This window comes from Selenihalanaerobacter shriftii, assembly GCF_900167185.1.
In the GTDB taxonomy this organism is placed as follows: Bacteria; Bacillota; Halanaerobiia; order Halobacteroidales; family Acetohalobiaceae; genus Selenihalanaerobacter; species Selenihalanaerobacter shriftii.
The window spans coordinates 1-25164 of record NZ_FUWM01000026.1; the positions used below are offsets into that span (position 1 = coordinate 1).

The 25164-nt window shown below is 33.1% G+C and carries 28 protein-coding genes, 1 tRNA gene and 1 other annotated feature; of the genes, 28 read left to right on the forward strand and 1 reads right to left on the reverse strand.

Annotated features, from left to right (window positions below; all coding sequences use genetic code 11):
* Nucleotides 1–17 precede the first annotated feature (17 nt).
* Nucleotides 18–93 (forward strand) — tRNA-Lys (locus B5D41_RS12110).
* A 75-nt stretch (nucleotides 94–168) separates the two neighbouring features.
* On the opposite strand, the gene B5D41_RS12115 is transcribed toward B5D41_RS12110, so the two are convergent.
* A complete protein-coding gene (locus tag B5D41_RS12115) occupies nucleotides 169–429 on the reverse strand; it encodes a hypothetical protein (protein WP_078810916.1) in 261 nt (86 codons plus the stop codon).
* Nucleotides 430–969: 540 nt separating this feature from the next.
* Here B5D41_RS12115 and B5D41_RS12120 point away from each other — a divergent pair.
* The 27 genes from B5D41_RS12120 (at nucleotide 970) to cysE (ending at nucleotide 25128) form a co-directional block, all read left to right on the forward strand.
* A complete protein-coding gene (locus B5D41_RS12120; RefSeq protein WP_078810917.1) occupies nucleotides 970–1605 on the forward strand; it encodes a redox-sensing transcriptional repressor Rex in 636 nt (211 codons plus the stop codon).
* 84 nt (nucleotides 1606–1689) lie between these two features.
* Nucleotides 1690–1950 carry a hypothetical protein gene (locus tag B5D41_RS12125; protein WP_078810918.1) on the forward strand — a complete coding sequence of 87 codons (261 nt, stop codon included), beginning with the start codon at nucleotides 1690–1692 and terminating at the stop codon, nucleotides 1948–1950.
* Nucleotides 1950–2237 (forward strand): hypothetical protein, encoded by a 288-nt coding sequence (locus tag B5D41_RS12130; RefSeq protein ID WP_078810919.1) that lies wholly within the window; start codon nucleotides 1950–1952, stop codon nucleotides 2235–2237. Before B5D41_RS12125 ends, B5D41_RS12130 begins: the two co-directional genes overlap by 1 nt.
* Before the next feature lie 2 nt (nucleotides 2238–2239).
* Nucleotides 2240–2947 carry a 4Fe-4S dicluster domain-containing protein gene (locus tag B5D41_RS12135; protein WP_078810920.1) on the forward strand — a complete coding sequence of 236 codons (708 nt, stop codon included), beginning with the start codon at nucleotides 2240–2242 and terminating at the stop codon, nucleotides 2945–2947.
* Nucleotides 2940–3908 (forward strand): CoB--CoM heterodisulfide reductase iron-sulfur subunit B family protein, encoded by a 969-nt coding sequence (locus B5D41_RS12140; protein ID WP_159442958.1) that lies wholly within the window; start codon nucleotides 2940–2942, stop codon nucleotides 3906–3908. The genes B5D41_RS12135 and B5D41_RS12140 overlap by 8 nt, the downstream gene beginning before the upstream one ends.
* 70 nt (nucleotides 3909–3978) lie before the next feature.
* A complete protein-coding gene (locus B5D41_RS12145; RefSeq protein ID WP_159442959.1) occupies nucleotides 3979–4995 on the forward strand; it encodes a CoB--CoM heterodisulfide reductase iron-sulfur subunit A family protein in 1017 nt (338 codons plus the stop codon).
* A 40-nt stretch (nucleotides 4996–5035) separates the two neighbouring features.
* Entirely contained in the window at nucleotides 5036–5419 is a 384-nt protein-coding gene (locus tag B5D41_RS12150; RefSeq protein WP_078810923.1) for a 4Fe-4S dicluster domain-containing protein, read from the forward strand.
* A 27-nt stretch (nucleotides 5420–5446) separates the two neighbouring features.
* Nucleotides 5447–6016: a 4Fe-4S dicluster domain-containing protein gene (locus B5D41_RS12155; protein WP_159442961.1), complete on the forward strand. Its 570-nt coding sequence runs from the start codon at nucleotides 5447–5449 to the stop codon at nucleotides 6014–6016.
* Nucleotides 6016–6879: a CoB--CoM heterodisulfide reductase iron-sulfur subunit B family protein gene (locus B5D41_RS12160; RefSeq protein WP_078810925.1), complete on the forward strand. Its 864-nt coding sequence runs from the start codon at nucleotides 6016–6018 to the stop codon at nucleotides 6877–6879. Before B5D41_RS12155 ends, B5D41_RS12160 begins: the two co-directional genes overlap by 1 nt.
* Before the next feature lie 87 nt (nucleotides 6880–6966).
* Nucleotides 6967–7239: a metal-sensitive transcriptional regulator gene (locus B5D41_RS12165; RefSeq protein WP_078810926.1), complete on the forward strand. Its 273-nt coding sequence runs from the start codon at nucleotides 6967–6969 to the stop codon at nucleotides 7237–7239.
* A gap of 84 nt (nucleotides 7240–7323) precedes the next feature.
* Entirely contained in the window at nucleotides 7324–8928 is a 1605-nt protein-coding gene (locus B5D41_RS12170; RefSeq protein ID WP_078810927.1) for a spore germination protein, read from the forward strand.
* A gap of 11 nt (nucleotides 8929–8939) precedes the next feature.
* Nucleotides 8940–10034, forward strand: a complete 1095-nt coding sequence (locus B5D41_RS12175; RefSeq protein WP_078810928.1) for a GerAB/ArcD/ProY family transporter — start codon at nucleotides 8940–8942, stop codon at nucleotides 10032–10034.
* Nucleotides 10034–11248, forward strand: coding sequence for a Ger(x)C family spore germination protein (locus B5D41_RS12180; protein WP_078810929.1), 1215 nt, complete (start codon nucleotides 10034–10036; stop codon nucleotides 11246–11248). The genes B5D41_RS12175 and B5D41_RS12180 overlap by 1 nt, the downstream gene beginning before the upstream one ends.
* Nucleotides 11249–11279: 31 nt before the next feature.
* Nucleotides 11280–11456 (forward strand): hypothetical protein, encoded by a 177-nt coding sequence (locus B5D41_RS14165; RefSeq protein ID WP_159442962.1) that lies wholly within the window; start codon nucleotides 11280–11282, stop codon nucleotides 11454–11456.
* Between the two features lie 197 nt (nucleotides 11457–11653).
* A complete protein-coding gene (locus tag B5D41_RS12185; RefSeq protein WP_078810930.1) occupies nucleotides 11654–12118 on the forward strand; it encodes a CtsR family transcriptional regulator in 465 nt (154 codons plus the stop codon).
* Nucleotides 12119–12147: 29 nt separating this feature from the next.
* Nucleotides 12148–12669, forward strand: coding sequence for a UvrB/UvrC motif-containing protein (locus B5D41_RS12190; protein ID WP_078810931.1), 522 nt, complete (start codon nucleotides 12148–12150; stop codon nucleotides 12667–12669).
* Nucleotides 12670–12683: 14 nt separating this feature from the next.
* Nucleotides 12684–13739 (forward strand): protein arginine kinase, encoded by a 1056-nt coding sequence (locus tag B5D41_RS12195; RefSeq protein WP_078810932.1) that lies wholly within the window; start codon nucleotides 12684–12686, stop codon nucleotides 13737–13739.
* 28 nt (nucleotides 13740–13767) lie between these two features.
* Nucleotides 13768–16191, forward strand: a complete 2424-nt coding sequence (locus B5D41_RS12200) for an ATP-dependent Clp protease ATP-binding subunit (RefSeq protein WP_078810934.1) — start codon at nucleotides 13768–13770, stop codon at nucleotides 16189–16191.
* A 142-nt stretch (nucleotides 16192–16333) separates the two neighbouring features.
* Nucleotides 16334–17716 carry a DNA repair protein RadA gene (radA, locus tag B5D41_RS12205; protein ID WP_078810935.1) on the forward strand — a complete coding sequence of 461 codons (1383 nt, stop codon included), beginning with the start codon at nucleotides 16334–16336 and terminating at the stop codon, nucleotides 17714–17716.
* A 6-nt stretch (nucleotides 17717–17722) separates the two neighbouring features.
* Nucleotides 17723–18856, forward strand: coding sequence for a DNA integrity scanning diadenylate cyclase DisA (gene disA / locus B5D41_RS12210; protein ID WP_078810936.1), 1134 nt, complete (start codon nucleotides 17723–17725; stop codon nucleotides 18854–18856).
* Between the two features lie 65 nt (nucleotides 18857–18921).
* A complete protein-coding gene (locus tag B5D41_RS12215; protein WP_078810937.1) occupies nucleotides 18922–19419 on the forward strand; it encodes a CarD family transcriptional regulator in 498 nt (165 codons plus the stop codon).
* Nucleotides 19420–19465: 46 nt separating this feature from the next.
* Entirely contained in the window at nucleotides 19466–20614 is a 1149-nt protein-coding gene (locus tag B5D41_RS12220) for a PIN/TRAM domain-containing protein (protein ID WP_078810938.1), read from the forward strand.
* Nucleotides 20615–20636: 22 nt separating this feature from the next.
* On the forward strand, nucleotides 20637–21326 hold the full coding sequence (gene ispD / locus B5D41_RS12225; protein WP_078810939.1) for a 2-C-methyl-D-erythritol 4-phosphate cytidylyltransferase: 690 nt from the start codon (nucleotides 20637–20639) through the stop codon (nucleotides 21324–21326).
* Nucleotides 21326–21793: a 2-C-methyl-D-erythritol 2,4-cyclodiphosphate synthase gene (ispF, locus tag B5D41_RS12230; RefSeq protein ID WP_078810940.1), complete on the forward strand. Its 468-nt coding sequence runs from the start codon at nucleotides 21326–21328 to the stop codon at nucleotides 21791–21793. The genes ispD and ispF overlap by 1 nt, the downstream gene beginning before the upstream one ends.
* An 18-nt stretch (nucleotides 21794–21811) precedes the next feature.
* Nucleotides 21812–22585, forward strand: a complete 774-nt coding sequence (locus B5D41_RS12235; RefSeq protein ID WP_078810941.1) for a HutP family protein — start codon at nucleotides 21812–21814, stop codon at nucleotides 22583–22585.
* 132 nt (nucleotides 22586–22717) lie between these two features.
* The gene (gltX, locus tag B5D41_RS12240; protein WP_078810943.1) at nucleotides 22718–24184 is read left to right on the forward strand and encodes a glutamate--tRNA ligase; all 1467 of its coding nucleotides are present in this window, start codon (nucleotides 22718–22720) and stop codon (nucleotides 24182–24184) included.
* A 16-nt stretch (nucleotides 24185–24200) separates the two neighbouring features.
* Nucleotides 24201–24422 (forward strand) — a binding site (T-box leader).
* A 61-nt stretch (nucleotides 24423–24483) separates the two neighbouring features.
* The gene (gene cysE / locus B5D41_RS12245; protein ID WP_078810944.1) at nucleotides 24484–25128 is read left to right on the forward strand and encodes a serine O-acetyltransferase; all 645 of its coding nucleotides are present in this window, start codon (nucleotides 24484–24486) and stop codon (nucleotides 25126–25128) included.
* The last annotated feature ends 36 nt before the right edge of the window (nucleotides 25129–25164 follow it).

Here is a 25164-nt window from a genome sequence, read left to right on the forward strand (position 1 = left end):
AGCTCCATTTACAATATGGGCCATTAGCTCAGCTGGCAGAGCACCTGACTTTTAATCAGGGTGTCGGAGGTTCGACTCCTCCATGGCTCACCATTTTGATTATATTAAATGTAAATTAAATATAAAACAAGTTTTATTCCCATACCATAGTGGTATGGATTTTGTATTTTAAGAGTTAATTTTTTTATTAGCATTTAATGCTGTTTCAATCACTTCTTTACTTTCTGGATATTTTAGAAATTCTGCATGAATCTCTGCGAAAACTTTACGAAATTTAGGGCTTTCCTTTAACATTTTAGTACCTACTTCAGCAGCAACGATGAACAATTTTAATGTTTCATCATACTTCTTAGGATCGGATTCTTTCAATTGATTCAAATTATCAATAGTTAATTTTGCTGATAATTCTGTAATGAACTTTTCAAACATAGCATATCCCACCTTTTTCCTGATTTTATTTTATATTCTATTAATAAAGTTAAAGATCATCTTCTATAGATTTGATATTTGAATTATAATTAAACTATTAAATCATATTAATAATGCATATTTATTAATTAGCATTTAGTTAATTTATAAGTATTGTCTCCTTTGTTTAAGAATATTATTAGGCAAAATGCTGATAAATTGAACTTAATGTAAAAATTAACAATTAGTTTAGCAGGAGAATTGATCAGCAAGATAGAAGTATACATACCAGTGGTGGAATTAATATTATTATACAGGGTAGTGTCAAAATATTGTGAATGATTTATTTCCTATCAAAATAGAAGGAGTATTCATAAATTAGTTTCAAATCTTTTAATAGAAATTACTTGAAGGAAATGATAACCAATTCAATTTGACAAAATAAGGCTAATGTGATATTCTAAGTTTAATCACCCCCGCGGGGCGGGGACGGACTAGATTTATTATTTTTTGATTATAAATGTGAAAAAAGCCACTACTCTAAAGGAAAGGGGGAGTGTAATGAAGGATAAAACAGTCCCAGATAGTGTAATTAGAAGGTTACCATTATATTTACGTGTCTTAGAGGAATTAAAGGCTAAAGGAACTGAAATTGTTTCTTCACAACAATTAGAGGATAGAATTGGATTAAAAGCAACACAATTTCGTAAAGATCTAACTTATTTCGGTGAGTTTGGAGTACGTGGAGTTGGTTATGAAGTGGATGATTTATTAAATAGATTAAAAAAGATCTGTGGTTTAAATGAAGAAAAGACTGCTATATTAATTGGAGCTGGTCATATAGGCACAGCACTTGGTAATTTTAATCAAGTCAATAATAATTGTAAAGTACGTATTAAGGCTATATTTGATAAAGATGAAGACAAGGTTGGTTCAACTATTGGTCAAATTGAAATTCAGCATACTGATAAATTACCTCAAATGATAGATGAACTTGATCCACAAATAGGAATAATTGCTGTACCTGCACGAGCAGCACATGAAATCACTGATATTTTAATAGAGAATGATATGAAAGTATTATTAAATTTTGCTCCTGTTCACTTAGATATTCCTGATGATGTATATTTACAGGGAGTAGATTTGACTCTAGAGTTACAGAATCTTTTATACTATTCACAGAATGTAGTAGAATAGAATCATAACCTCTCTTGACTTTAATTACCAAAAGTTATATAATTATTATGCCCCTTCCATTGGGGAGGGTAGGGAGGTGTATTCTTGTTTCAATGTAAAAGCTGTGGAAAATTAATTGAAGAATTGAGACCAAAATTTATTGATGTAATTGTTGAAGGAGAAGATGAATTGCCACCAAATATTAAAGAGTATTTATGTCCAGAGTGTAATGGAGTAAATTACATTTTGAACCTTGAATACTGTTCAAAGTGTGAGCATTCACACTCTTTTTTAAAAGACCCAAAAACCAAAAGGGTTATTGCCACAGGCTGTAGAGGAAAATGTCTTAAGGAGGGATTAAATTAATGGAAAGGCATAAAGATGCTTATGTAGAGAAGAATTATACTGAGGTTTTTGATGCTTCTGGTGAGGAAGTTGGAGAAGAAATATTAGATTATTTTGGCGACATGTTTAGCTTGGAGATGCCACTTGGTAGAATGATGAAGATGATGCCTGGTATGTTCAAGTATGCCATGCGAGGTAAGAAGTATAGAGAAGATCTCATGAACTTCATGCCTGAGATGATGCCAATGATGAAAGAGGCTGTTGCTGATGCAATAAGTTTAGGAGATAATGAAGGAAGGGGTGTTTAATAGTGCTAGAAAATGCAAATGATTGGAGCGATACCTTTTATGAAAAATGGAAGCCTATCGCAATGGGTTTTGTTAATGGAGCTGAGAAGTGTCTTCAATGTGGAAAGTGTACAGGGCAGTGTCCAGCAGCTGCAGTAAATCCAAGTTATAATCCTCGTAAAATGATAGCTGACTTAGTTAATGGTAATATTAAGAGAATAGTGTCAAGTATTGAATTATGGCAGTGTTTCTTTTGTAGTGGTTGTTTTGCTACTTGTCCAGTAGATATTAACTTCCCATTTTTTGTATTCATGACTCGTCTGGCTGCAATGAGCCAAGGTTTTGGTTGGGAAGATGTTAAGCAGTTACAGAAGTATGCAGAACAAGATTACTTAAGTGATGGAATTACTGTTTCTCCATCTGAAAGGAATCCTTATGTTCTTGAAGAACGTGGAGATATAGCAAATATTCGAGAGGAAGCAGGTATGCCTCGTAAGAGACAGGTTACTGAGGAAGCTGTCGCTGAAATCAATATGATTTCTGATTTGAGTGGTATGACTAGCTTCATGAAGAAAATCGGTGGCGTAGAGTTATATGATTGTAGTAAATGCACACCAAGAATTGAAGAGAAATGTAAGACTAAGGAGTTACCAAGAAAAGTAGGAGACATAAAGACACATTATCGTTTCTATAATTATGGTGTACCAACAGGGGGTGCAGAGAATGCATAAACTTGATAAACTAAGCGGTATTAGAGAAGAATTAGTAGACAATATTCCAATTCCTGATGAAATTTTCTATTTTCAAAGTTGTGTAGCTAGTAATAAGTATCCAGGAATCGAATCATGTACATTAGATATCTTAAATAAGTTAGGTGTCAAGCCAGTTGTTTCAGAAGATCAAACATGTTGTGGTGGATTCGTAACTTTTGCTAACGTAGCAGCACCTACTGCTTCTATGCCTGCTGTGGCTAGAAATATTTCTTTAGCTGAGGAGCAAGGCTTAGATATATGTGCAGTATGTAATGGTTGTTGGACATTTTTAAATGAATTTGGTCATTTCATGAATGGAAATGATGAGGTTAGAGAAAGCGTAAATATGATGTTAAATATGATGGGGCGTGAATATAAAGGTGAAAGCGATATCTTTCACATAGGTGCTTTATTATATAAACTTAAAGATAGAATTGCTGAAAACGTTGAACGACCTTTAGAAGGATTAAAGTTTGCTACTCATTATGGTTGCCATTATTTAGGTGGGGGTAAGTATGGAGCAATTGATGATGCTCAATATCCAACCTTTATTCAGGAAATGGTTGAAATAATGGGTGGAGAGAATGTAGAGTATACTGCTAGTGGTGAATGTTGTGGAACAGGATTTACTCAGGTTATTAATGATAAAGAAAAATCACTAGAGCATAGTGAAATGAAGTTAACAAGTATTAGAGATGAAGCAGATCCGGATTTTGTTATTGTTTTATGCCCTTATTGTTTAAGTCAATTGGATCGCATGCAACAACAGTTAGATTATAGAGATAATGTTGAACTTGATATTCCTATTATTCATATTACTCAGTTAGTAGGTATGGCTTTAGGATTATCCAAAGAACGTTTAGCTTTTAAAGCACATATTGGTGGTCAAAATCGATTCAAAGAAGCACTAAATAAGATTGATGTTGATTACGAAGGTTAATAATATAATTTAGTAATATAAAGATTAATATTTTTTTAGTATCCAACTACAATTGTATGGGGGAATGAAAATGAGTAAAAAAGCATTAGTTATAGGTGGTGGTGTTGCAGGTATTAATGCAGCCGCTGAGCTTGCAACAAATGATAAATCTGTAATTTTGGTAGAGAAGACTGGAAAATTAGGTGGAAATGTTAATGATATGGCAGCAACTTTCCCAGAACTTGATAATGCACAACCTCTTTTAGATGACCAAAAGGCTAAGGTAGAAGACAATGATAATGTAGAAATTAAGTTTAATTCAGAAGTAACTTCAGTTAGTGGTAAAGCAGGTGACTTTAAAGTTGAGATTAACGAAAATGGAGATAAAGTTACTGAAGAAATAGGAGCTGTAGTGGTAGCAAGTGGATTTAATTATATGGAACCAAATGACTACAGTGAGTATGGTTATAAGAGGTTAGATAACGTAGTTACTAGTCAAGAGTATGAAAAAATGGTAATGAACGGTGATATTAAGAAGTATGATGGAGGTAATGTAGCATTTGTTCATTGTGTTGGTTCAAGAGACCAAGTTAAAGGGTATCGTTATTGTTCAAAAATATGTTGTACTTATTCAGCTAAGCATGCTATTTTACTTAAAGAAAAGGTGCCTAGTGCAAATGCATTTGTATTCTATATAGATATTAGAGCTTTAGGAAAAGGTTATGAGGAATTTATTAGAGATGCAATTGAAGAATATAGTGTTCGATATATAAGAGGACGAGTTTCTAAGGTTATTAATCAAGGTAATAATAAAGTGTTAGTTAAAGCAGAGAACTCATTAATCGGTGATCCGGTAGAACTAGAAGCAGACTTAGTTGTATTAGCTAGTGCTATGGAACCACAAAAAAATTCAGAAGAACTGGCTAATGTTTTAGGAATTGAAACAGATGAGTATGGTTTCTATAAGGAAGCTCAATCAAATATGGAGCCTGTTAAATCATCTAAAGAAGGTATTTTATTAGCTGGTAGTTGTACTGCTCCTCTAGAAATTAGAGAAAGTGTAGCTATGGGTAAAGCTGCTGCTAGTGAGGGTTTATCTTATTTATAAAATATTAAGATAATTAAATTATTAGAGGAAGTGAAATTAGATGTTATATAAAATAGATCCTACTCCTGCAAATGATAGTTTTTTAAGGAAAGTAGAATCTAGGACTAATAGCAATTTGACTAAATGTTTGCAGTGTTATAAGTGTGGAGGGATGTGTCAAAAGAGTGCTAAGTTTGATTATACTCCCAGACAACTTCTTGAACAAATAATAGACGGCTTAGAAGATACCGTTTTAAATAGTAGAGCTATTTGGATTTGTGAGACCTGTGATGAATGTCAGGTGAATTGTCCTGCAGCAATTAGTGTTAATCAAATCATGAAGACTCTACGAGAAATGGCTAGAGAAAAGGGAATTAAACCTAACACTTCCGAAATAAATAGAAGATTTGTCAAGAAAGCTCATTGTCCGAAAAAAGAAGGTTGATAAAAATCGATAAAAGAGGTGAAAATGATGAAGGTTGATATATTGCCAGAGGAGCGAGGCTTAATAGAGGCGGTGGAGAAGCGAAGTGGACAGGATTTAAGTGACTGTATTCAGTGCACAAAATGTTCTGGAATTTGTCCCTTTTCCACTTACATGGACTATTCTCCTAACCAAATTTTAGAGATGATTATTCATGGGATAAAGAAGCCTTTGTTACAAAGCAAATCAATTCAAACATGTATAGGTTGTGCTACTTGTGAGGCCAACTGTCCTTCAGAAGTAGAGATGTATGAAATAATGCAAGCATTACGAGATATGGCTAAAGAAGAAGGGGTAGAATCAAGGGAAAAAGATATTGCTTTATTTAATGATATCTTCTTAGATGCGGTTGAGAAGTATGGTAAGTCCCATGAAGTAGGACTTATGATTAGGTTAAATATTGCTAAGAAACAGTATTTAAAAGATATGCAGTTAGGTCCAAAGATGTTTATAAAGGGTATGGTAGGAGTCGGAGATGTTTTTCCACATAAGATTAAGAATCGAAGTGAAGTTGAGAAGATATTTAAAAATGTAAGAAAAGAAAGGGGGCAAATTTAATGAAAGTAGGGTATTATCCTGGTTGTTCATTAGAATCCACTGCTGAAGGTTATAATGAAGCTACAATAAATGTTTTAGAGACATTAGGAGTTGATTTAGTGGAGATAGATGATTGGAACTGTTGTGGGTCTACTCCAGCTCATCAGACTGATCATCTTCTAGCTTTAGGTTTATCAGCTAGAAATTTAGTTCAGGCAGAAGAACAGGGGCTTGATAAGATGACTGCTCCGTGTGCTGCATGTTATAATCATATTAAGCAAGTAGAAGTAGAATTTGAAGAACATCCAGAAGAGATAAATAACGTGCTTGAAAAGCCTTATAAAGGTGGAGTCTCAGTCTATAATTTAATAGAAATTTTAGTTGACTTAGTAGGTATAGACACTATTGAAAGTAAAGTAAAGAAACCTTTAAGAGGTTTAAAAGTGGCTCCTTTCTATGGTTGTCTTTTGACTAGACCAGCGAAGGTTACGAACTTTGATCATCCAACTGATCCTCAGAGTATGGACAGATTGTTAGAAGCTTTAGGAGCTGAGGTAGTTGACTGGGGATCTAAAACTGACTGTTGTGGTGCATCATATGTGTTGACTGCAACTGATATTGTATTAAAGCATAGTGGAAATATATTAAAAGATGCTAAAGCTGCTGGTGCTGACGTCATTTCTGTTGCTTGTCCTTTATGTCAGCTTAACCTAGACTCTCGTCAAACTGAGATTGAAAAACAAATAGGAAGAAATTTAAATATGCCAATTCTATATATCACTGAGCTTTTAGCATTAAGTTTAGGGTTCTCTAAAGGTGAATTAGATTTAGAAAAACGTTTAGTAAGTCCAAAATCAATTTTAAAAAAGAAGAGTGTTATCTAATTTATAAAGTAACTATATATTTGAATGTACCAATATACCAAGTTAGCCTAAATAAGCTACTTGGTATATTTTTTTGGAGGTGATGTAATGAGAACCAAAAAATCAAAACAAGATTTATTAAATAGATTACGCACTATTAAAGGACATACTGCAGGAATAGAAAAAATGATTAGTCAAGATAAAGATTGTTTAGAAATTTTGGTTCAGATTTCAGCGATAAAATCCTCAATTAACAAAATAGGCTTAGCAATTGTTGAAGATTATGCTCAGGATTGTATTGTAGATACTATTAAAGAAGAGGGTGATGTAGTAAAAACCTTAAAAGATATGATTAATACAACTTTAAAATTTAATAAGTAGAAAGATGAATACCCTTAAGTGATATTACAAATAATATGTAGAGGTAATCTAAAAAAATTTGAAATTTTGCTTAAGGGTGATTTTATGTTTAAAAAGTTAATAGATAAAGCTAGAAATATATTTAGCAAGGATGATAAAGACAGTAATAAGACACAAGAGAGAATACCGATTTCTAGTGATATAGATAAAGTACATAAAAAAGTTAAAGAGCTTTTTGGTAAGAGTGATGATGTTACTATTAGAGAATTTGTTATTGGTAATAGTTCAGTCAAAGCTTTAATTGTAATGATTGATGGTATGATAGATAAAAAAATAATTAATAGAGATGTATTACAGCCTTTAATGGTTCAAAGTCGTGGTGTTCCACCAGGTGAAGATGAGATTTCTGATATGTATGACTGGGTCAATGAAAGAGTTTTGACTTTTCAGAGTGTTAAAGAATCAGATGATTTTAAAGGAAGTATAGATGCTGTATTATCAGGAGATACAGTACTTTTTATAGATGGCTATGATCAATCACTGATAATTAGTGCTCGTGGTTGGGATGAACGAGGGGTACAGCGACCAACTACTGAAAAGGTAATTCGCGGTCCAAAAGAGTCCTTTACAGAAACTTTAAGAACTAATACATCCTTAATTAGAAGAAAGATTAAGAATACTAATCTCAAATTTGAAAGTATGGTGATTGGTAGTGTGAGTAGGACTCAAGTTTCTATAGGGTACATAGAAGGTATAGTTAATCCTAAAATAGTCAAAGAGGTAAAGACAAGGTTAAAGGATATTGAAGTTGATGCTATTTTAGATACTGGTTATATTCAAGAATATATAGAAGATGCTCCACTATCTCCTTTACCTACTATCCATCGAACAGAAAGGCCAGATGGAGTAGCAGGCAAATTATTAGAAGGGAAAGTAACTATCTTAGTTGATGGCTCACCATCAGCTTTAACGGTACCCACTATTTTTGTTGAATATTTATCAATCAGTGAGGATTATTATCAACGAGCATCCTTCAGTACTTTTACTCGGTGGTTAAGAATTGTAGCTTTCTTTACTACTCTCTTATTACCTGCATTTTATGTGGCTATAGTCAGTTTTCATCAAGAAATGTTACCTACTCAATTGATAATTAGTATTGCTGCAGAAAGAGAAGGTGTCCCTTTTCCTTCAGTAGTAGAAGCCATATTAATGGGGCTATTATTTGAAATTTTACGAGAAGCAGGAACAAGGATGCCTCGACCTATAGGTCAAGCAGTCAGTATCGTTGGTGCTTTAATTTTAGGAGAAGCAGCTGTTACTGCTGGATTAACCAGTACCCCTATGGTAATTGTGGCTGCTTTAACTGGAGTCGGTGTCTTTGTAATTCCGTCTGCTGATTTAGCCTTTACTTTAATTCCATTAAGATTCTTATTGACAATTTTATCTGCTATATTAGGAATGTTTGGAATCTTATTAGGGTTATTAATGATCACTATTCATATGGCTTCTTTACGATCGTTTGGAATACCTTATCTTTCTCCATTAGCACCAGGGACTTATCGAGATTTAAAAGATGTTTTAGTGAGAGCTCCTTGGTGGGCTATGAATACTCGGCCTAATCTTTATACTGAAAATCAAATTAGACAAGAGGTTAATCAAAAACCTCAAGATCCTGAAGATGATGAGAAAGAGTTAAAGCACTCTGATTAGGAGGCTGCTAAATGTTAGAAGAAGGTAAGATTTCTGGAAAACAATTGCAATGGCTTTTGATTGTAGTTTTGATTTCTACTAATATACTCTTTCTGCCCTCTATAACTGCAAAGTATGCTGCTCAAGATAGTTGGTTATCTATAATTTTAGCTGCTGTTGTTGGTGCTATCTTCATTTATTTTATTGTTAAGTTAGCTTTAAGGTTTCCTAACCAAACGATTGCTGGTTATAGCTCATTAATCGTTGGTAAATTTTTTGGTAAGGTAATTACTTTATTTTATATATTAGTCTATTTATATGTTAATATAATTATTGTTAGAGAATTCGGTGAGGTATTAACTAGTAATTTTCTCATTCAGACTCCAATGGAGCTTGTAATAGCATTAATAATAATTATTTCAGCTTCAGCTGTTCGGAATGGAATTGAAGTTATCTCTAGGGTTAATGAATTAATTTTACCTACAGTGATTCTTTTTTTAATTATTATGTTTATATTAATAATTCCTGAAGTTGATTATTCTAATTTGAAGCCGGTTTTAGCTGATGGAATATTTCCGGTTATTAAAGGTACTAGTTCTCATATGCCTATTATAGGTGAGATGGTTGTAATGCTTATGATTTTACCTGCTATTAATTGTCCTAAACAAGCCATGGGTTCAGTTTATAAAGGTCTAATGATATCAACTATTTTAGTTTTATTAACAATGATTCAAATATTAGCCTTATTTGGTACAGAAACATCTCAATTGACATTACCTGTCTTAGGTTTAATTCGATATATTAGCCTTTTTGGATTTATAGAAAGAATAGATGCTCTATTAGTAGCTAGTTGGGTCGGCGGCGGCTTCATTAAAATTACAGTCTTTTATTATTGTATGTCAGTTGCTACAGCTGAATTTTTTAATTTGAAAAGTTATAAATCAGTAGTATTACCGTTAGGTGTAATTATGCTATCTCTATCTATAATGATTGCTTTTAATGTAAGAGTACTTATTAATTTAGCTTTTGAAAGATCAATTTCTTTATATTTGGCTTTTTTAGTTTTAGGAATTCCAATATTACTACTATTAATAGCTAAAATTCGTGGAATTAGAGGTGAATTTTAATGAATCAAAAATTTTTGCTTATAACAATTATTATTATTTTATTAACTACTATAAGTGGTTGTTATGATAGAACAGAGATTGATCAATTAGGTTTAGTAGCAGCAACAGGAATTGACCAGGCTAAAGATAAAGATAAATTAAAGCTTACTGCTCAGATAATAAAACCATCTCAAATTAAAGCGCAAGGAGCAAAAGGAGCAAGTGGAACTAAAGCTTATTGGACGGTATCTGCTACAGGTTATACAGTCTTTGATGCAATCAGAAATCTTACAGAACAGACCGGTAGAAAGCTATTTTGGGCCCATAATATAGCTATTATCTTTGGAGAGGAATTTGCTAGAGAAGGTATAAATAAAAGTTTAGACCTCTTTAATCGGGATCCGGAATTAAGAAGGAGAAGCTGGATATTAGTGGCTAAAGGTGTAGAGGCAAAAGAAATATTAGAAACTGAAACCGAATTAGAGAAGATTCCTGCTGTAGGGATAGATTTGTTAATGAAAAGTAAAAGCATAAGTGGTAAGGTATTTAGTGCAGATGTGCAGCAATTTATTCCAAGGTTGACTAGTCAGGATGTTTCACCGGTTGCTACGCCGATTGAATTAGTTGCAAAAGAAAATTTAAGAAAAGAAGAAAAAGAAGCGAAAGAAACAGGAGCTAAAAAGCCTAAAAAGAGAATGCGTGTAAATGGGGCAGCAGTATTTAAAGATGATAAATTAGTTGCTTGGTTTGGGGAAAGAGCAACTAGAGGTTTACTGTGGATTAGAGGAGATGTTCAAAGTGGAAGTATAATAGTTAATTGTCCTGATGATAAAGAAAAAAAGATTAGTCTTGAGATTATAGGTGCTAGTAGAGAGCTTATTCCTAAGATAGTTAATGGTGAACCACAAATAGATATAGAGATTAGTGAAGAAGGCAATCTAGCTGACAAACAGTGTCCTGAAAATTTAGTTACACTTGAGAAGATAGAGATGTTAGAAGATAGACAAGCGGCAGCGATTCGTAATGAAATAGAATTAGCAATAAAAAGATCACAAGAATTAAATAATGATATTTTAGGATTTAGTAAAGCTTTTTATAGGGAATTACCGCAGGAATGGAAGAAAATGCAGGATGATTGGGATGAGATTTTTCCTAGCTTAAAAGTGAATATTAAGGTTACAGCTCAAATTAGACGTTATGGATTAATAAAGAATGCTGAGCAGTCACAATATTAAAAGGATAATATCAAAAGGAAGGTGGATGATATTGCAGAATATTCTCATAGCAGCTATCTTTATTGGTATTATAATATTTGAGGTTCCAACTTTAGTAAAGAATGAAGAATGGAGAGAGTTGACTGTCTTTTCTTTTTTACTACTTGTTGGTTTAGTATTGGTAATAATGATGGTGAATGGTTTTAGTTTTTCTCGTTTTTATATATAATTTTTATTATTAAGGAATGGTTTATTCTAGGTTATATATCAAAGAATCAGATATATAGTGGTAATCATTATAGATTAATAATAATTGATGTTAATAGCTTATAATCAGTATTAATTTGATTTGCAAAATTAATTAAAATATGTATAATAGAATTATGATAGTCAAAGATAGTCAAAGTAAAAGAAGGGAGGGCGACAATGGGAAATCTGTCAGAGGAGATAGAATATTATCTTAAAAAAAGATTAGCCAAAAACAATGATACTAAAAGCATTATTAAGATTCAAAGGAATAAGATAGCTAAGGAATTTAATTGTGTACCTTCCCAAATAAATTATGTATTAAAGACAAGATTTAATATGGAAAACGGATATATCGTAGAGAGTCAGCGTGGTGGTGGGGGTTATATTAAGATTACTAAAGTAGAACATGGCTCTAAATTAGAAACTTTAAAATTGATGCGTAATCAGTTAGGAAAAGGAATTTCTCAAAGGAAGACACTGAACATATTACAGAGGCTGTATGAAGAAGAGATTATCACTAAACGCGAAAAAGAGTTATTAGAGGCTATTATACATCGTCGTAGTTTAAATATAGATTTACCTGGAAGAGATGTGTTAAGAGCTAGGATATTACGTTCCACCTTAGATGTATTAGCTAAATAGTAATCAATAGTGATAGGAGGGATTAGAAGATGGTCTGTCAAGAATGTCAAGAGAATAAAGCAACGGTACATGTTACTAAGATAGTTAATGGGAAGAAGAAAGAATTTTATCTTTGTGAAGAATGTGCTCAAGAGAAAGGCGAAATAGCTTTTGGAAATGAATCTTTCTCCTTTAATAATTTATTAGCTGGACTATTAAATAATGATTTTGGTTCTAGTTCTAATAAATCTAATTTTAATTTAGATTATAAGTCTGAAGATAGATGTGAGAGTTGTGGTTTGAGTTATAATGAGTTTAGCCGAGCGGGGAAGTTAGGATGTAATGAATGTTATACTGAGTTTGAGGGGCGCGCCGATAAACTGTTAAAAAGAATTCATGGTAGCAAAAAACATACCGGTAAAGTTCCACAAAGAGCCGGTGGTGTCATTAGAACTAAAAAAGAGATTAAAAAGTTACGCCAGAAGATGCAAGATGCTGTACAGAAGGAAAATTTTGAAGAAGCAGCTGAGTTAAGAGATAAGATTAAGGAGTTGGAAACAGAAATTAAATAAGTGGAGGTGGGATTATGTCCTGGAATAAAAAAGTTAATAATTTTTTAAATAAATGGATGAAAGGGGCTGGTCCAAAAGGAGATGTTGTAATTAGCAGTAGAATCAGACTAGCTAGAAATATTATGGGGTTGCCATTTCCTAATAATGCTTCTGCAGAAGCATTATCTGAAATAGCAGATAAAGTAAAGGATGCTTTAGATAATATAGAAGATTTGGGTTTGAAAGTTTTAGAATTAGAAACTATTCCAAGTTTAGAAAGAGAAGTAATGGTAGAGAAACACCTTATCAGTCCTCAACATGCTAATCCTGGTAAAAACAAAGCATTAGCCTTAACAGATGATGAGAGTATTAGTATTATGATTAATGAAGAAGATCATTTAAGAATGCAGGTGTTATATCCTGGTTTGCAGTTAGAAGAGGCTTGGCAGTTAAATGATGAAGTTGATGATAAGTTAGAAGCAGAATTAAATTTCGCTTTCAGTGAAGAGTATGGTTATTTAACAGCGTGTCCTACTAATGCTGGTACTGGAATGAGGGCGTCAGTAATGCTCCATTTACCAGCTTTAAGCTTAACCCAACGGATTAGTGAAGTATTAAGGGCAACTTCTCAGTTAGGTTTAGCAGTAAGAGGAATATATGGTGAAGGGACTGAAGCGTTAGGGAATATTTATCAGATTTCTAATCAAGTAACATTAGGGCCTACAGAAGAAGAAATAATTGAGAACTTGGAAGGTGTTATTAAACAGATTATTGACCAAGAAAGAAGTTTGAGAAAAATGTTACTGAAGAATAATAAATTGGATTTAACAGATAAGATTTATCGAGGTTATGGTATTCTAAAGCATGCTCGAAGGATATCAAGTAAAGAAGCAATGAAACTATTATCTGATGTAAGGTTAGGGATAGATTTGGGTATAATTGAAGATATACCTACCAATATATTTAACGAACTAATGGTTTTAATTAATTCAGCAGCTTTACAAAGATTAGAAGGTAGAGAATTAAGTTCTACTGAACGTGATGAAAAACGTGCAGAGTTAATCAGAGAAAGAATTTCAAATAAAGAGTAGTTATAATATAAAGCGGGGGTGTAGAATTATGCTTTTTGGGAGATTTACGGAAAGAGCTAGAAAGGTTTTAGTTTTAGCACAAGATGAGGCTAAAAATTTAGGTCATAATTATGTAGGAACTGAACATTTATTGTTAGGCTTATTAAATGAAGGAGAAGGTATAGCATCTAAGACATTAAGTGAGGCTGGACTTAATTTAAAAGAGTTAAGAAAAGAGATTAAAGAAGTAGTTGGTGATGGTGATAATTCATCTAAAGCGCAGAAGTTAAATTTCACGCCTAGAACTAAGAAAGTTTTAAATTTAGCCATGGAAGTGGCTAGAAGCTTTGGACATAATTATATAGGAACTGAACATTTATTATTAGGTTTGATTAAAGAAGGAGAAGGAGTGGCAGCTAGAGTTCTAAAAAATTCTGATATAAAACTGAATGAATTAAGAGGTAAAATCACTAAACAATTAGGTGAAAGTAAGATTACTCAGACATCAAAAAAGAATACTAAAACTCCTACATTGGATGAATTTAGCCGTGACTTAACTGAGTTAGCTACAGAGGAAAAATTAGATCCAGTAATTGGGCGTGATAAAGAGATTGAACGAGTAATTCAAATTCTAAGTAGAAGAAAGAAGAATAATCCTGTTTTAATTGGAGAACCAGGTGTAGGTAAGACAGCTATTGCTGAAGGCTTGGCGCAGATGATTGCTGAAGATGAAGTGCCCAAAACATTAGTAGATAAAAGGGTTGTAGCTTTAGATTTAAGTTCTTTATTGGCAGGTTCTAAGTATCGAGGTGAATTTGAAAAGAGATTGAAAGGAGTTATGAAAGAGATAAATGAAGTAGGTAATGTAATTATTTTCATTGATGAGTTACACAATTTAGTTGGAGTAGGAGCAGCAGAAGGTGCTATTGATGCTGCTAATATCCTTAAACCCGCTTTAGCTAGAGGAGAATTACAATGTATAGGTGCTACTACTTTAGATGAGTATAGAAAACATATTGAAAGAGATGCAGCATTAGAACGCCGATTCCAATCAATTATTGTTGAAGAGCCGTCTATAGATGAAACTGTAACAGTTTTACAGGGATTGAGAGATGTTTATGAAGCACATCATCGAGTTAAGATTACTGAGGAAGCGATTAAAGCAGCAGCTAGCCTTTCTAGGCGTTATATAACAGATAGATTTTTACCGGATAAAGCTATAGATTTGATTGATGAGGCTGGCTCAAAAGTGAGACTAAAAGAAAATACTGTTCCGCCAGAGATTAAAGACTTAAATAAGGAGTTAGAAAGAGTAGAGCAGGAAAAAGAAGCAGCTGTAAAGGCACAAAGTTATGAAAAGGCAGCCCGATTACGTGATAAAAAAGAGAGTCTAAAACAAAAACTTAAGGAAATTAAGGAAGAATGGCAAAACCAAAAAGGTAGAGATGAGGCTGTAATTACTAAAGAAGATATAGCAAAGATAGTCTCTGATTGGACGGGAGTTCCAGTAACTAAATTAACAGAGGATGAAACGGAAAAACTATTACGACTTGAAGAGGAGTTACATGAAAGAATTATTGGTCAAGATGAAGCAATCAATGCTGTTTCTCAAGCAGTACGTAGAGCAAGGGCAGGCTTAAAAGATCCTAAACGACCAATAGGTTCCTTTATCTTCTTAGGTCCTACTGGTGTTGGTAAAACTGAGTTAGCCAGAACTTTAGCAGAGTCAATGTTTGATGATGAAGAAGCGATGATTAGAATAGATATGTCAGAATATATGGAAAAGCATGCAGTGTCTAGATTAGTAGGAGCTCCTCCAGGGTATGTAGGCCATGAAGAAGGAGGACAATTAACTGAAAAAGTAAGAAGACAACCTTATTCAGTAGTCCTATTAGATGAAATTGAAAAAGCTCATCCAGAGGTATTCAATACATTATTGCAGGTCTTAGAAGATGGACAATTAACTGATGCTCAAGGAAGAACAGTAGATTTTAAGAATACAATAATTATTATAACTTCTAATGTAGGAGCTAATCTTATTGAAAATCAAAGTGGTGTAGGTTTTAGATCTGGAGAAGAGGATTCTGATGCTTCTTATCAAAGAATGAAAGAGAAGGTGACTTCTGAATTAAAGAAACAGTTTAGACCAGAATTCTTAAATAGATTAGATGAAATTACTGTTTTCCATGCTTTAGATTTAGAGCATATTAAACAGATAGTAGATTTAATGTTAGAGGAAGTTGCAGAACGATTAGCAGAACAAGATATTGAAATTGAAGTTACTGAGCTAGCTAAAGAGATAATTGCTGAAGAAGGTTTTGATAAAGAGTTTGGTGCTAGACCTTTAAGAAGAGCTATTAGGCGATTAGTGGAGAATTCATTATCTGAAGAGTTATTAGCTGGAAAGTTCACTAATGGGGATAAGATTATAATAAATGCACAAGAAGATGAAATTACTTTTAATAAAGCATAATTTAATAATAAATCAAGCAGAGGGATCCCTCTGCTTGATTTATTATATAACTACTTGTTAAATTGTTCTAAAAATGTTATAATAAAAGTTAGATTTAAAGATAAGTTAAAAGAGTAAAGTAATGAATTTTAGGTGGTTAATAATGGCAAAAATCAAAAGAAGATATATCTGCCAAGAATGTGGACATGAAGCTTTAAAATGGAGTGGAAAATGTGATGATTGTGGTAGTTGGAATACTTTAGTCGAAGAAATATATGATAAGAAGGAAGAAAAGGAAAAAAAGAAAAAGAAACAGCAGTTTCAAAGCCAAAATAAAGCACATAAGATAGATGAAATTACAACGACGAAAGTTGGTAGATTAGAGACTGGAATTGGTGAATTAGATAGGGTTTTAGGAGGAGGAATTGTTCCAGGTTCACTTACTTTAATTGGTGGAGCACCTGGAATAGGAAAATCGACCCTCTTATTACAAGTATCTAATCAAATTAGCAATAAGTATGAAAGGGTCTTATACATATCGGCTGAGGAATCTGCACATCAGGTTAAGTTAAGAGCAAATAGATTAGATGTTTCTAGTTCTGATATATACATATTAGCAGAGACTAACTATTTTTTAATAGAAGAAGAGGTTAAAGAGATAGACCCAGATTTAGTAATTATAGATTCAATTCAAACTATTTATAATCCAGACTATGATTCAGCCCCAGGTAGTGTTAGTCAAGTGAGGGAATGCACTAGTAAGCTAATGAGGTTAGCAAAGACTGAGGAGATATCTATATTTTTAGTAGGTCATGTTACTAAAGAAGGAGCTATTGCTGGACCAAGGGTATTAGAACACATGGTTGATACTGTGCTCTATTTTGATGGTGACCAGCATCATTTATATAGAATTTTAAGATCTGTTAAGAATCGGTTTGGCTCAACTGATGAGATAGGTATTTTTGAAATGAAACAACAAGGGTTAATAGAAGTTTTAAATCCTTCAGAACGCTTTGTTTCAGAGCGACCTGAAGATATTTCTGGATCAGTGATTGTATCATGTTTAGAAGGGACTAGGTCTATTTTAGTGGAGGTGCAGGCTTTAGTTAGTACTGCTAATTTTGGGAATCCAAGTCGGATGACTTCTGGAGTAGATCATAAAAGAGTTTCTTTAATCTTGGCAGTTTTAGAGAAAAGATTAGGGCTACATATTCAAGGGCAAGATGTTCATATTAATATTGCTGGTGGTGTTCAAGTTGATGAGCCTGGTATTGATCTGGGGATTGTTGTAGCTATAATTTCTAGTTTTAGAGATCTATCTATTTCTGATGATTTAGTGGTTTTTGGAGAAATAGGATTATCAGGAGAAATTAGAGCTGTTAGTCAAGTAGAAAAAAGGATTAATGAAGCATGCAAATTAGGTTTTAAGCAATTTATAGTTCCTGAAAACAATCTTTCCTCTTTAGACTTAGATGTAACTGAAATAGATGTTTTTGGGGTTAATCAGATTTCAGAGGTATTGGATTTAGTTTTAGGGGGTGAGTAAAATAAAGTGCGAATTAAAAATGAAAATTTTAAAGAAGTACTTAAACTTTTAGCTCCGGGGACAGCTTTTAGAGAGGGGTTAGAGAACATTTTAAGAGCTAAGACTGGTGGGCTAATAGTAGTTGGTGATAGTGAAGAAGTATTAGGAATAGTAGATGGTGGATTTAATATTAATAGTGAATTGACTTCTGCACGCTTATATGAATTAGCAAAAATGGATGGAGCTATTGTTCTTAGTAGTGATTGCAAACGAATTTTATGTGCTAATGCTCAATTAGTTCCTGATCCTTCTATTACTTCAATGGAGACAGGGACTAGACATCGGACTGCAGAACGAGTAGCTAAACAGACTGGAGAGTTAGTAATTTCGATTTCTCAACGAAGAGATATTATATCTTTATATAAAGAAGAACAAAAATATGTATTAGAGGATATTAGAGTGATCTTAGCTAAAGCTAATCAGGCTATTCAGACATTAGAGAAATATAGAAGTGTTTTAGATCAAACTCTAAATAAAGTAAGTGCTTTAGAATTTCAAGACTTAGTTACTGTTTCTGATGTAACAACGGTTTTACAGAGGACAGAAATGGTTTTAAGAATAGGAACAGAAATTGAGAGGTATATTAATGAATTAGGAACAGAGGGTAGATTGATTAATATGCAGCTAGAGGAATTACTAGCTAATGTCAAAGGAGAAGGACTTCTATTAATTAAAGATTATATTACTCAATCTCAAATTGAATTAAATGATGATTCTCAGGAAGGTGATGAAGAGTTAGAATCTGAAGAGTTGAGTAATTCTCCAGAAGATATTCTAGATAATATTTCAAACTATGTATCTGATGATTTAGTTAGCTTAACGACAATTAGTAAGAAGTTAGGTTATGGAGGGAACATGAGTGTATTAGATCTTTCTGTATCACCTCGTGGATATAGATTATTACGTAAAATACCAAGATTACCTATGCCGGTGATTGAAAATTTAGTAGAGACATTTAGCGATTTCCAGGAGGTTTTAAATGCTTCTATAGATGAACTAGATGATGTAGATGGAGTTGGAGAAGTGAGAGCACAAGCTATAAAGGAAGGTTTGAAACGTTTAAGAGATCAAGCATTATTGGAACAGAGGATGTATCTGTAATTGACTTTTTCATTGAAGAATGGTATAATTAAATGGTTTATTATACATTGAATGGAGGGTTATTAATGTTTGAAACTGGTGATAAGATAGTTTATCCTAATCATGGTGCTGGAACTATTGTTGGGATTGAAGAGAAAGAAGTACTTGGAGAGACTAAGAGATATTATATTATGAAATTACCGATTGGGGAAATGAAGGTCATGATTCCAATGGATAATGTACAGGATATTGGAATTAGGGACGTTATAGATGGAAAAAGAGTAGACGATGTATTTACGGTATTAGATGATGAGAAGAGTGAGATGTCACAAAACTGGAATAGACGATATAGAAGTAATACCGAAAAGATTAAAACTGGAGATATATTTGAAGTAGCAGAAGTAGTTAGAAATCTAACCTTAAGAGATATGGAGAAAGGGTTATCTACTGGAGAAAAAAAGATGTTAAGTAATTGTAGACAAATTTTAGTTAGTGAATTAGTTTTAGCTAAAGATGAAAGTGAAGAGGAAATCCAACAACAGATTGATGAAATATTTGTTGAAGAAGAGGAAGAAGAAGAATAACGTCAGGGTACCCTGACGTTTGTTGTTTACAAAGGAGGTGAAATAAGTGTTAAAAAGAATTTGGAGAGCTATATTTACAATTTTAGGGGCAGTTATTGGTTATCAGATTGTAGATGTATTGGGATTAGCGGAAACTTTACAGTTTAATTTAAATAATATTGGTAATTTAATAACTAGTCATCAAGCTTATGGTGTTTTAGCTGGAGGATTAATTGGTTATTTTCTTTTACCGGTAATAATTGAAAAATTATTCCAAATCATCTTAAGTTTTGAATCAAAACTGCACAAGATTCCTTTTCAGGATATTGTTGCAGGAGTTTTTGGTTTAATAATTGGTCTTATATTAGGAATTATTTTAATATTTTCATTTTCATTATCTTCTATCCCTAAATTTGGTCTTTCATTGCAAGTTTTAGTTAATTTAACTTTAGGATATTTAGGACTAAATTTAGCTATTAAGAAAAAAGAGGATCTCTTTAGGTTATTTGAGAACTTAACAGGTGTTTTAAATTTAAGTAATAATAATCTTTTAAGTAGTTCAAAAGATGGGAAAAATGATGAAACTGAAGAAAGAGATGAATTTAGATCCCCTTGTAAAATATTAGATACTAGTGTGATTATAGATGGAAGGATATCTGATATTTGTCAAACTCATTTTATGGATGGGGTTTTAGTAATTCCAGAATTTGTATTGGAAGAATTACAACATATAGCTGATTCAGCAGATCTCTTAAAGAGAAATAGAGGTCGACGAGGTTTGGATATTTTAAATAAGATGCAAAAAGAATTAGAAATGCCAGTAGAAATTTATGAAGGGGACTTTGAAGATATTGATGAAGTTGATAGCAAATTAGTTAAATTAGCTAAAGTGCTTAATGGAAAAGTTGTGACTAATGATTATAATCTTAATAAAGTTGCTGAATTACAAGGAGTATCTGTGTTGAATATTAATGAATTAGCCAATGCTGTTAAACCTGTTGTCTTACCAGGTGAAGAAATGGAAGTTAAGATTATTAAGAATGGTAAAGAAGCAGGTCAGGGAGTAGGCTATCTAGATGATGGAACCATGGTGGTCGTTGATGATGGTAAGAATCATATAGGAGATGAAATAGATGTCATGGTTACTAGTGTATTACAGACAGCTGCTGGAAGAATGATTTTTGCTAAGCCTAAAGCAGTTGAAAAAGCATTATAATTATAAGGTGGTTTTAGGTATTATGGAGTCAATAGTTGCTGTTATTCCCGCTGCTGGACAAGGTAGAAGGATGGGAAGTGATTTAAATAAGCAGTATCTTTCTTTAGCGGATAAACCTATTGTAGCTCATACTATTGAAAAGTTTCAAGAGTTTGAGCAAATAAAAGATATAATTGTTATAGCTAGAGAAGATGAGATTGCTTACTGTCAGCATGAAGTAATTGATAAGTATAAATTTGATAAAGTAAGTCAGGTAATTAAAGGTGGTCAAACTAGGCAAGAATCAGTTTATAATGGATTACAAGCTGTTGATTCTGCAGAGTATGTACTGATTCATGATGGAGCCCGGCCTTTGCTTACAAAAGAGCTTTTAGAATGTACTATTAGAGAGCTTAAAGATTATGGAGCTGTTGGAGTAGCTGTTCCAGTTAAAGATACAATCAAGATGATAGATAATGAAAAATTTGTAGATAAGACTCCTGATCGTTCTAAATTGTGGGCTATTCAAACTCCTCAAGCTTTTAGCTATAATCTGATTTTAGAAGCTTATGAAGAAGCTAAGAATGAAGGGTTTGTAGGGACTGATAGCTCTATGTTAGTAGAAAGATTAGGTAAGAAAGTTAAATTAATACATGGTAGTTATGAAAACTTGAAAGTAACAACCCCTGAGGATTTAATGATTGCTGAAACAATTATAAAGGGGAGAAGATAATGAGAGTTGGAATTGGATATGATGTTCATAGATTGGTCAATGGAGAAAAATTAATTTTAGGCGGAGTGAATATAGATCACGCTTTGGGTCTTAAAGGACATTCTGATGCGGATGTTTTGGTGCATGCAATTATGGATGCAATATTAGGAGCCATTGGAGCTGGAGATATTGGTAAGCATTTTCCGGATTCAGATTCTACTTATAAAGATATTTCTAGTTTAAGATTATTAAAAAAGGTCCAAGAATTACTATTAGAACAGGATTATGAGGTTAATAATTTAGATGCTACTATTATTGCTCAAGAGCCTAAATTAGCTCCTTATCTTGCTCAAATGAAAGAAAAAATTGCTAATGTATTGAATATATCAATAATAAGAATAAATCTTAAGGCAACTACAACAGAAGGTTTAGGGTTTACAGGGAATAAAGAAGGTATAGCTGTACAAGCTATAGTCAGTGTAGAATAAAAAGGAGGTAAGGTAGTTATGTTAGTTGAGGAATTAATGATTGAAGATGTAATTACAGCAAATGAAAATGCAACTGTTGCAGAAACTGAAAGGGTTATGAGTGTTCATAATATTGGACGTTTAATAATAGTGGATAACCTTGGAGAAGTAGTAGGGGTTATCACCAATAGTGATTTAGTAAAACAGCGTGATTTTGATTTAGAGGTTAAAGAAATTATGAGTACAGATCTAATTAAAGTATATAAAAGTCAGACTATTCAAGAGGTGGCTCAAGTGTTATCTGATAATCAGATTGCTGGGGTTCCAGTCTTTGATAAAAATGAAAAATTAGCAGGTGTTATAACTTCTGATGATATAGTTTCTGGATATGTTAAAGAGGAACGAACAGCTAAATTAACGCCTGAAAGTTCTGCGATTTATTTAGCTATGACTAGAAGTAGAGATTATGAAGAGTATTGGTTGGATAAGATTAAAGGGTATGGCTATAAACCAGCTATTACTCAAACAGGAGCTAATGCGGAGAATTTACCTATTAAATTACGAGAAAGTGCTACAGTAGCTGCTATTGCTCGTGGAGTAGTTAAAGAACGGCTTAAGGACAAATTAGCAATATCTAGTGCAGTTAAAGATGCCTATACTCAATTAAATTTAATTAATCCTGGATTAGGTGGAGGATTTAAAGTAGCTATTGTTCGTGGAGAAGGAAGAGTTGCTGTTGCTATTTTCGGTAAGTTTGGTCATGCTTTAGTTGATGGTCCAGAACAAATAGCGACAGGAGTAAGTGTAATTTAAGCTTAGGCTAAGAGGTCAATTATTGACCTCTTTTATGATTTTGATAAGTAGCTTGCAATAATTTTAAATCTATTTTATAATATGCGTATATAATTACTTAATTACTTAATAGTATATAGGAAGGGGAAGAGTATGAGTGATATTAGAGTAAGATTTGCACCAAGTCCTACCGGGCAGATTCATATCGGTAATATTCGAACAGCATTATTTAATTGGCTATATGCTAGAAAGAATAATGGTACATTTATTTTAAGAATTGAAGATACTGATCAAACCCGGTCTACGGCTGAATTTGAAGATGTTATTCATCGTGAGATGGAATGGTTAGGGTTAGATTGGGATGAAGGTGTAAAGGCTGGTGGAGATTATGGTCCGTATCGCCAGAGTGAGAGATTAGAGATTTATGAAGAATATGTAGAGAAATTAATTGAAGAAGATAAGGCTTATTACTGTTATTGTACTACAGAAGAATTAGATGCAATGCGAGAAGAAGCTAAAACTAAAGGTGAAGCACCTAAATATAATGGTAAATGTCGGGGGTTATGTGAAGAAAAGAGAGAAAGATTAGAAGATGAAGGTAGAGAACCGGTAGTTAGATTTAAATTACCAGAAGAAGAAGAACAGATTGTAGTTGATGATGTAATTTATGGGGATGTAGAATTTAGCAGTACAGTATTAGATGATTTTGTGATTGTGAAGTCAGATGGTATTCCGACTTATAATTTTGCAGTAGTGATTGATGATCATTTAATGGATATTAGTCATGTTATTAGAGGAGAGGACCATCTTTCTAATACTCCAAAACAGATATTGATTTATAAAGCGCTAGGATTGAAGTCACCAAAATTTGCTCATTTATCTATGATTTTAGGTGAGGATAAGTCTAAATTAAGCAAACGTAGTGGAGAGGCTTATGTATATGTTAGTCAGTACCGAAAACAAGGATATCTTCCAGACGCTTTAATTAACTTTTTGTCTCTTTTAGGTTGGTCACCTAAAAATGATGAAGAAATTTTTACTGTAGATGAAATTATAAATAAGTTTTCAATGGATAGAGTAACTAAGAGTTCAGCTGTCTTTGATGTAGAGAAATTAAATTGGATGAATGGACATTATATTAAGGAGGCTGAGTTAGAGGATATAGTTGAACTAGCCCTTCCTTATTTACAGGAAGCAGGCTATGCTGATAAAGAGTTGTCACAGGAAGAGTATGAAATAATAAAGGATATAGTTGATTTAGTACGAGACTCATTAGATTATGTAGCGCAAATAGTAGATTACGTAGATATATTCTTTGGAGAGTTAAAATATGAAGATCAAGAAGAGGCGGTAGACTGTTTTCAAGAAGAGGGCGTTGAACTTGTATTAAAGACTCTTAAAGAACGGTTAGGTGATTTAGAAGATTATGATCCAGATTCGATATTAGAAGAATTAAGAGCAATTTTAAAGAATTTACCTGTAGGTGGAAGGTTATTTTACCATCCATCTAGATATGCTATAACTGGTAAAGGTTCAGGTCCTGAGTTGTATCATGTAATTGCTATTTTAGGTAAAGAAGAGACATTAAAGCGGCTTGATAAAGCTTTAGATTTGATTTAAATTAAAATTAAGGTCGATAAAGGCGATAAGCAGGAGAGTAAACTAGTAATTTATGTATAGAGATAGGGTGCCATTGGCTGAGAGCATCTTTAAATGGAGCTAGTTGAAATGCACCTGTAAGCTTTATGCCTGAACAATTAGTAGGGGATAACGAGTGGTAACCGTTAATTTACCATTAAGTGAGTCAGAGTATTCTTCTGATTAAACAGAGTGGGACCGCGAACCTTTCGCCTCTGTAGTTAATATACTACATTGGCGAAAGGTTTATTTTATTATAATAATTAATTAGGGGGGGTAAAATGTTAAAGACAATAAAAGCTGATATTGAGGCAGTTTTTGATAGAGATCCAGCGGCTAGAGGATTATTAGAGGTGATTTTAACTTATTCAGGTTTGCATTCTATTATTATGCATCGAATTGCACATTTTTTATATAATAAAGGCTTATCTCTTGTTCCTAGGATGATTTCGCAATTTAGTCGTTTTTTAACCGGAATAGAGATTCATCCTGGAGCTACAATAGGTAAAGGGTTCTTTATTGATCATGGGCTGGGAGTAGTTATTGGTGAGACAACTGAAGTAGGGGATAATGTAACTCTTTATCAAGGAGTAACATTAGGTGGAACGGGAAAAGAAGATGGTAAACGACATCCTACTTTAGGTGATGATGTAATGGTGAGTGCTGGAGCTAAAGTTTTAGGGTCTATTGAAATTGGAGATAATGCTAAAGTAGGAGCTGGAGCTGTGGTGCTAGATCCAATACCGCCTAATACTACAGTGGTTGGAGTGCCAGGAAAGGTAGTAGTTCAAAATGGTGAACGAGTTAGAGGTGAGGCTGACTTAGAACATGGGAATTTACCTGATCCAGTAGAGGAAATGTTAAAGTGTATGAATCGCAGAATAGAAAAGTTAGAAAAGAAAGTTAAAGAGGAAGGAAAAGAATAACAGTAAGAAAGGAGCTAGAATAAGAATTAATAAGGG

Bases quoted from the DNA above. Each gene is read 5' to 3' on its own strand.
- ispF (WP_078810940.1), top strand. From the start codon at position 21,326: ATGAGAGTTGGAATTGGATATGATGTTCATAGATTGGTCAATGGAGAA.
- B5D41_RS12200 (WP_078810934.1), top strand. From the start codon at position 13,768: ATGCTTTTTGGGAGATTTACGGAAAGAGCTAGAAAGGTTTTAGTTTTA.
- B5D41_RS12185 (WP_078810930.1), top strand. From the start codon at position 11,654: ATGGGAAATCTGTCAGAGGAGATAGAATATTATCTTAAAAAAAGATTA.
- radA (WP_078810935.1), top strand. From the start codon at position 16,334: ATGGCAAAAATCAAAAGAAGATATATCTGCCAAGAATGTGGACATGAA.
- cysE (WP_078810944.1), top strand. From the start codon at position 24,484: ATGTTAAAGACAATAAAAGCTGATATTGAGGCAGTTTTTGATAGAGAT.
- ispD (WP_078810939.1), top strand. From the start codon at position 20,637: ATGGAGTCAATAGTTGCTGTTATTCCCGCTGCTGGACAAGGTAGAAGG.
- B5D41_RS12145 (WP_159442959.1), top strand. From the start codon at position 3,979: ATGAGTAAAAAAGCATTAGTTATAGGTGGTGGTGTTGCAGGTATTAAT.
- B5D41_RS12140 (WP_159442958.1), top strand. From the start codon at position 2,940: ATGCATAAACTTGATAAACTAAGCGGTATTAGAGAAGAATTAGTAGAC.
- B5D41_RS12160 (WP_078810925.1), top strand. From the start codon at position 6,016: ATGAAAGTAGGGTATTATCCTGGTTGTTCATTAGAATCCACTGCTGAA.
- B5D41_RS12235 (WP_078810941.1), top strand. From the start codon at position 21,812: ATGTTAGTTGAGGAATTAATGATTGAAGATGTAATTACAGCAAATGAA.
- B5D41_RS12115 (WP_078810916.1), bottom strand. From the start codon at position 429: ATGTTTGAAAAGTTCATTACAGAATTATCAGCAAAATTAACTATTGAT.
- B5D41_RS12170 (WP_078810927.1), top strand. From the start codon at position 7,324: ATGTTTAAAAAGTTAATAGATAAAGCTAGAAATATATTTAGCAAGGAT.
- B5D41_RS12155 (WP_159442961.1), top strand. From the start codon at position 5,447: ATGAAGGTTGATATATTGCCAGAGGAGCGAGGCTTAATAGAGGCGGTG.
- B5D41_RS12180 (WP_078810929.1), top strand. From the start codon at position 10,034: ATGAATCAAAAATTTTTGCTTATAACAATTATTATTATTTTATTAACT.
- B5D41_RS12215 (WP_078810937.1), top strand. From the start codon at position 18,922: ATGTTTGAAACTGGTGATAAGATAGTTTATCCTAATCATGGTGCTGGA.
- B5D41_RS12130 (WP_078810919.1), top strand. From the start codon at position 1,950: ATGGAAAGGCATAAAGATGCTTATGTAGAGAAGAATTATACTGAGGTT.
- B5D41_RS12150 (WP_078810923.1), top strand. From the start codon at position 5,036: ATGTTATATAAAATAGATCCTACTCCTGCAAATGATAGTTTTTTAAGG.
- B5D41_RS12195 (WP_078810932.1), top strand. From the start codon at position 12,684: ATGTCCTGGAATAAAAAAGTTAATAATTTTTTAAATAAATGGATGAAA.
- gltX (WP_078810943.1), top strand. From the start codon at position 22,718: ATGAGTGATATTAGAGTAAGATTTGCACCAAGTCCTACCGGGCAGATT.
- B5D41_RS12165 (WP_078810926.1), top strand. From the start codon at position 6,967: ATGAGAACCAAAAAATCAAAACAAGATTTATTAAATAGATTACGCACT.
- B5D41_RS12175 (WP_078810928.1), top strand. From the start codon at position 8,940: ATGTTAGAAGAAGGTAAGATTTCTGGAAAACAATTGCAATGGCTTTTG.
- B5D41_RS12190 (WP_078810931.1), top strand. From the start codon at position 12,148: ATGGTCTGTCAAGAATGTCAAGAGAATAAAGCAACGGTACATGTTACT.
- B5D41_RS12120 (WP_078810917.1), top strand. From the start codon at position 970: ATGAAGGATAAAACAGTCCCAGATAGTGTAATTAGAAGGTTACCATTA.